Below are 6,414 nucleotides of genomic sequence, written 5' to 3'. Positions count from 1 at the left end.
GGAGATGGATTATTAAGGAGACATGGGAATGACCCGATTCATCGGCATGCAGCGCTATTCATTGCGTTGGTTGCTGACATTATTGATGCTGGCGGGCATTGTGTTATCCGTAGGCATTTCGAGCGGGCTAAGTATCCGGGATGCCAAGGTGCAAATCGAAGAACTATTCGATGCGCAAATGCTGCAAAGCGTTAAAATTCTTGAGCTTTTTTATCATAATGAGGTCGATCGGCAAGGCGTTCCCCCCACGCCGCAAATTCTTCATGTTGCCGATAGTCAAATTAGCTCCTTTGCTGAAAAGGCCAATACCTTAAGGCTGGCCTATGAGCATAAACTCGCCTTCCAAATTTGGAACCAAACAAAACAGCTCTTGGTATTATCAGACAATATCGGTCATCAGCCCATTACCGCTTTTGATGAGGGTTACCATAAAACCACCATAAACGGCGAGCTTTGGCATGTGTTTAGTTACTTTTCCACCAAGGAGCACGTGTGGATCATGACCGCGCAGCAGGATGAAGTGCGCCAGGAATTGATTTCGCAAATGGTGCGTAATTCGATCCTCGTCCCCTTGCTGGTGGTGCCATTGACCTTAGCGCTGATTAGCTTATTACTTTATCTGCTGTTTCGCCCCTTGAAGGCCTTTGAGCGAGAATTACTTAGCCGCGCCGCAAACGATTTAACGCCGCTAACCATGCCTTTGCCTAAGGAGCTTATCCCCGTAAGAGGCGCCCTGAATCATTATATCGGCAGTATTGCCGGATTTATTGCAAGGGAGCGGCGTTTTAGTGCCGATGCCGCCCATGAATTAAAAACGCCCTTAGCGGTGATTAAGTTGCATCAACAAGGGCTTGAGAGTTTTGTTGGCAATGCTCCCCAGTATCACCTCCATTTACAGGCGATTAATGCTGGCGTGGCTCACATGAGCCACATGGTGGAGCAGTTGTTGTTACTGGCGAGGGTTGATTCCCTCAATGAACTTAAGGTGCAACCCCATGGGTTACTCTCGATGGTAGAGGATGCGCTGAATCAACTCATGCCACAAATCACGGACTATGAATGGATGATTGACGTTGATCCGCCGCTGCAATTAATCTGCGATCGATTTTATTTGGTGTTAGTGTTAAAAAATATTATTGAAAACGCATGTAAATATAGCGAAGTTGAAACACAAATCACGATATCGGCGCAGCAGGTGCATAAGGGGATTGAGATCCGCGTTGCCGACCGTGGCCAAGGCATGACCCCAGAGCAAATTCTCAGCGCGACGGAGCGTTTTTATCGTGTGAATGAAAATGAAGGCATAGGTGCCGGATTAGGCTTATCGATTTGCCAACATATCATCAAACTGCACCAAGGACGCTTAACTATCCAGCCGCGGGCGCAGGGGGGATTAATCGTGTGTATGTTTATTCCGCAATAGCACTGTTTAACATTGAGGAATATTTGGGGCGGATGTTAGCCGCCAAATTGTTCATTTGCGAGCGGAACTCCTCGCGCCAATAAAGATGATTTAATTTATAACTCATTGTTTTAAATTAAATTGCAATGATGGTACACTGTGTTTGCTCATTATTCCAATAGGCCGTCTTATTACCTAGATTGCCGCCGAAAATCACGTTTTAGCGACAGTAGTTGTGTATAAATGTTAAATTTATCGGCAAATGTTAGCTTGTTATTTCTTTATGATATAAGTATATTTCTAAAAAGTATCGCTCAAGGAGGGTTATTTGCATCTTTATTTATGCGTTTTTTTCTCCTTCTGATATCTTGCGCGATATGTAACAGCATGATTTTTTTAGACGTCAAACAGGCGTGAAAAAATTTCACTGTATACATAAAAACATTGATTTTTTAGCTTATTTTTAGGTTACCTATTCTATGGTTAGCTTGTTGCATTGCCAATCGTCCAAATCTTATTCATCACTTCTTTGTTCACTCGCCCTCGGCGTTGCGTTTGCCTTGTCTGGTACTGTGTATGCGGATGAAACCAAACCTGCTGAGAACAAGCCAGTGGCGGTACCCCCCAAAGTCACTCCCCAGTCTGCCAATAAAAACCAAGTGCGATTCACCAAAACCGGCACGTTTGATAGCGATTCGGTAGTGAGGCTTGCCCGTAAATTGGCGGCAAAACCCTATGTGGTACTTAAAGATCCTTTGCCTGAGGGCTTAGCGAAATTAAGTTATGATGAATATCGTGATATTCGCTTTAACCCTACGGCGTCAATTTGGCGTGATCAAGGGTTACCGTTTCAAATGCAAATGTTTCATCGTGGCTTTTATTTTCAAGATTTAATTGAGATCGCCATTGTTGAAGGCAACCAAGCCACCCATTTGGCCTATGAGCCTAAGTACTTCACTGCAGGTGAGGTGATTACCCAAGCTTTACCGAATGACGATATTGGATATTCTGGCTTTCGTATTCATAACCAGTTGAATAACGAGGGTGTATTTGACGAGTTAATGGTCTTCCAAGGGGCAAGTTATTTTCGCGCCTTAGGTAAGGGCAATGCTTATGGTTTATCAGCCCGTGGTTTAGCGCTGAAAACCGCGGATCCTGAAGGGGAAGAATTTCCGATTTTCCGTGCCTTTTGGGTTGAACGTCCGCACTATGACAGTAACTTAGTGGTCGTGCATGCGCTCTTGGATAGCCCAAGCGTGGCGGGGGCTTATCGTTTTTCTGTGCGCCCTGGCGACAATACGCAAATCGATGTTGAAGCCATCTTATTCCCACGGGTAGAGTTGAGTAAGGTTGGCCTAGCGCCAAGCACCAGTATGTTTTTGCACTCACTCAATGGTCGCCATGAGACCGATGATTTTAGACCAGAAGTACATGATTCTGATGGTTTATTGATGTTTAATGGTCGTGGTGAGCATTTATGGCGCCCGCTCGCCAATCACCGGCAGTTACAAGTCAGTGCGTTTTCTGATAACTCACCTCAGGGCTTTGGGTTAATTCAACGTGAACGTAAATATGATGCTTATCAGGATCTCGAAGCACAGTACGAGCGTCGTCCAAGTTTATGGATTGAGCCTCTTGGCAATTGGGGCCAAGGCGCGGTCGTGTTAACCGAAATTCCAACCGAATCAGAAATTCATGATAATATCGTGAGCTTCTGGAAACCACGTCAGCCAATTCCTGCGGGAAGCGAATACCATTTTGCTTACCGGATGAGCTGGGGCGCAGAGCCTGCGGTGAAAGCCGATGCTGTCGTGATTAGCCGTACTGCAAGTGGCCGGGCGGATATCGCAAAAGCCACGCCAAGACGCTTGTTTGTTATTGATTACCAAGTAAATGGCCCAATGCCTGATGCTCTTCCCCTTGCGAAGGTGGAAGGTTCAGCTGGGGTGATTTCAAATGTGGTGGTTGCTCGCAATGCGGCCAATAATGGCTATCGCCTCTCCTTTGAGTTAGAGCCGGAAGATAAAGACCTTATCGAATTACGTGCCGAACTTAAATTTCCAACACCGCGTCAGGTTGAGACCTGGCTCTATCGCTGGACGTTATAAGGTCCATGACGGAGCAATTTATTATGACTGTATCCGAGAATTCGGTGCTTGACACCGAAGTCCTCAAAGGGGGCAGCGCCATGCCACATGAACGGCCTGGCGCGATGGAACCCCAAAGTTTAAGCCAAATGCCCCCTGGTTTTCCGCGCCGTAGCACAGTTGCTAATGGCGTACGCTCGCTCGCCATGCGCCGTTTTTGGGTCGTGGGCGGTGCGTTGCTGCTGTCGTTGTTTGCCATTTATGAAATGTGCTCGGTGTTCAGTATTGGGGGAATTACCCCGCTGGAATATTTAATGTTGGCGCTCTTTGCCATCAACTTTTGCTGGATTGCATTGGCTTTTTGCAGTGGTATTGCCGGTTTTGTGCTGCTATTGAAAAAGCCTAAGGCGAAAGAGCTAGAGTCAAGCCCATTACATACGCGCACCGCGATTTTAATGCCAACCTATAACGAATCTCCAGATCGGGTGTTTTCTGCCGTGTCGGTGATGGCGCAGGCATTATCTCAAACCGGTCATGGTCATGCCTTTGATTGGTTTATCTTAAGTGATACCACGGATCCGGAAATCGCCTTGCTCGAAGAGCAGGCTTTTTTGGTCTTACGTGAAGAAACCCATAAACATTCAAGGGTGTATTATCGTCGCCGTCGCAAAAACGTGGCCCGTAAGGCGGGTAACGTGGCCGATTTTTGTCGGCGCTGGGGCTCGCGTTATGATCACTTGTTAGTGCTCGATGCCGATAGTTTAATGGAATCCTCAACCATCACCGGACTAGCCCAGCGGATGCAGGCCGATCCTGATGCGGGGCTGATCCAAACGATCCCTTATTTGATCAACGGCACCACCTTAATGGCGCGCTTACAACAGTTTGCGGCGCGGATCTATGGTCCGGTGATCGGCACAGGGTTAGGCTGGTGGGTGCAAAAGGAAGGCAACTTCTGGGGGCATAACGCCATCATTCGTACAGAAGCCTTTATGTCTGCCGCCGGACTGCCAAATCTTAAAGGCAAACCGCCTTTTGGTGGCCACATTATGAGCCATGACTTTGTCGAGGCGGCGCTGATCCGTCGAGCGGGTTGGAGTGTCATGATTGCTTATGATTTACCCGGCTCCTATGAGGAGTGTCCGCCTTCGATTGTCGATTTGGCGGTGCGTGATCGCCGCTGGTGCCAAGGTAATTTGCAGCATTCGCGGATTTTACCCACTAAAGGTCTACACTGGGTCAGTCGTTTACACTTAATGACGGGGATTATGGCCTATTTGTCTTCACCGTTTTGGCTGTTATTGATCCTTACCGGTTTGATGTTAGCGCTGCAGGCACACTTCATTCGACCTGAATATTTTACCGATCAATTTTCGCTGTTTCCGACTTGGCCAATTATGGACTCGGATCGCGCGTTGAGATTGTTTTACATCACAATGGTGGTGCTGTTTGGGCCAAAGATTTTTGGTGTGTTACTGTTACTGAAAAATGGCGAATTTGCTCGGAGCGTGGGAGGGCGGATAAAAGCGATTTTCAGCGTGTTATTTGAGGTCATTCTTTCCGCATTGATTGCACCCATTATGATGTTTATCCATTGCGGTGCTGTGATGTCAATTTTGATGGGCCGCGATAGTGGTTGGTCGCCGCAACGGCGTGACGATGGCAGTATGCCATGGTTGACCCTGATCTATCGACATCGCTGGCATATGTTAGCCGGGGTGATGTTAGGTTACGCAGCGATGCTTGATTCGTTAACCCTATTGGCGTGGATGAGCCCGGCGTTAATTGGTTTATGGCTGGCAGTGCCAATTTCGGCGTGGACCGGTTCAGTCAAAATTGGTGAAGTGTTTAAAACTGCAGGTATTCTAGCCACCCCAGAAGAACGTAGCCCTGCGGCGATTTGTATACAGGCTCAGGAGGCGAGGGCTGCCTATCAGGAGCATATTGCCGAGCCGTGGACCTTAGCTCAGTTACTTAAAGATCCTAGCTTGATGGCGTTACATTTAGCCATGGTCGATAAGCAACCGCTGCGCGCTGCAGGTACACCGATTGAGCCAGTTGAGGCGATAGTGCACGTGAAAGTGCATGAAGCCCAGTGCCAGCAAAGTGCATTAGCCTTGTTTAATCGTCAGGAAATGGCGTTAATTTTGGCCAATCCATTGATGTTGCTCAGCCTGCAAAAATTGCCAGAGCAATATGTGGCCGAGGATCTCGTGTCATTTTGTTAGGGCACTGCCAATACACGGATAAGCCAATTAACGGGCCACTTATCCTTAAATAGTGATGTTCAACTCGCTATTTCAAAAAATACCACGGTGTTTACCGTGGTATTTTTTTGCTTTTTAAGCGGAGAGTCTTGGTTGTGAAACCCTTTAGCCGTCAGTCTTTTTTATCTCTGCCGCTGTTATTCATGGGCGCTTTGTTTAAGGCTTTTTACTATCAATCTTCCCGCTTGTGTTAACTGCGTAATTAATGTACGCAAACAGAGCGGAACGTCTGGCAATTTGGGGGATTAAATGAAATAGTTTAATCAGTATCGCGAGCTGGTAATACTCAGCTTGAGAAGGGTGTGAGGGAGAGAGGTATGTCGATTTTGCACAGTATAAGTTCTCAAAATGATAAGCTCCAAAGCTATACGTTTCTAAGTGATACGCGGCAAAGCTATAAACGGTTAAGCGATACGCGGTTAAGTCGTCAGTATTTACCCCATGAGGACTTACGATCTCGGGCGCTGCAGCTATGGTTGAGTGTTTTGCTGTTTTTGGGGGGCGTAGGGTTAGTGACGGGGGCGGTCGCTCCTCATGCTAATGCTGAACCGATGTCAGCCAATGTGCTCGATGATCATTCCTTGTTAACAGAGCAAGTGTTATTACTCGATTTGGCCGGAGTGAGTCCCATCTTTAGCGAGCATTATCAAACACTTTT

General features: G+C 47.2%; 3 protein-coding genes and 1 pseudogene. All 4 read left to right on the top strand.

From position 1 onward, the window contains the following. Positions 1 to 28 precede the first annotated feature (28 nt). Positions 29 to 1,423 carry a sensor histidine kinase gene (locus ACRCZA_RS07605; protein ID WP_438673850.1) on the top strand — a complete coding sequence of 465 codons (1,395 nt, stop codon included), beginning with the start codon at positions 29 to 31 and terminating at the stop codon, positions 1,421 to 1,423. Positions 1,424 to 1,881: 458 nt separating this feature from the next. Continuing rightward, positions 1,882 to 3,510 (top strand): glucan biosynthesis protein G, encoded by a 1,629-nt coding sequence (locus ACRCZA_RS07600; protein ID WP_438673849.1) that lies wholly within the window; start codon positions 1,882 to 1,884, stop codon positions 3,508 to 3,510. A 23-nt stretch (positions 3,511 to 3,533) separates the two neighbouring features. Next, positions 3,534 to 5,717, top strand: a complete 2,184-nt coding sequence (gene mdoH, locus ACRCZA_RS07595) for a glucans biosynthesis glucosyltransferase MdoH (RefSeq protein ID WP_438673848.1) — start codon at positions 3,534 to 3,536, stop codon at positions 5,715 to 5,717. A 356-nt stretch (positions 5,718 to 6,073) separates the two neighbouring features. Beyond that, positions 6,074 to 6,414 (top strand): annotated as a pseudogene (locus ACRCZA_RS07590) (hypothetical protein); the annotation flags it as partial.

The organism is Shewanella sp. (genome assembly GCF_051658185.1).
Taxonomy (GTDB): domain Bacteria; phylum Pseudomonadota; class Gammaproteobacteria; order Enterobacterales; family Shewanellaceae; genus Shewanella.
This window is presented reverse-complemented; position numbering and strand designations above follow the sequence as displayed.

What these genes read in the sequence shown, in the direction of transcription:
- ACRCZA_RS07605 (WP_438673850.1), top strand. Translation starts at nt 29, where the DNA reads ATGACCCGATTCATCGGCATGCAGCGCTATTCATTGCGTTGGTTGCTG.
- ACRCZA_RS07600 (WP_438673849.1), top strand. Translation starts at nt 1,882, where the DNA reads ATGGTTAGCTTGTTGCATTGCCAATCGTCCAAATCTTATTCATCACTT.
- mdoH (WP_438673848.1), top strand. Translation starts at nt 3,534, where the DNA reads ATGACTGTATCCGAGAATTCGGTGCTTGACACCGAAGTCCTCAAAGGG.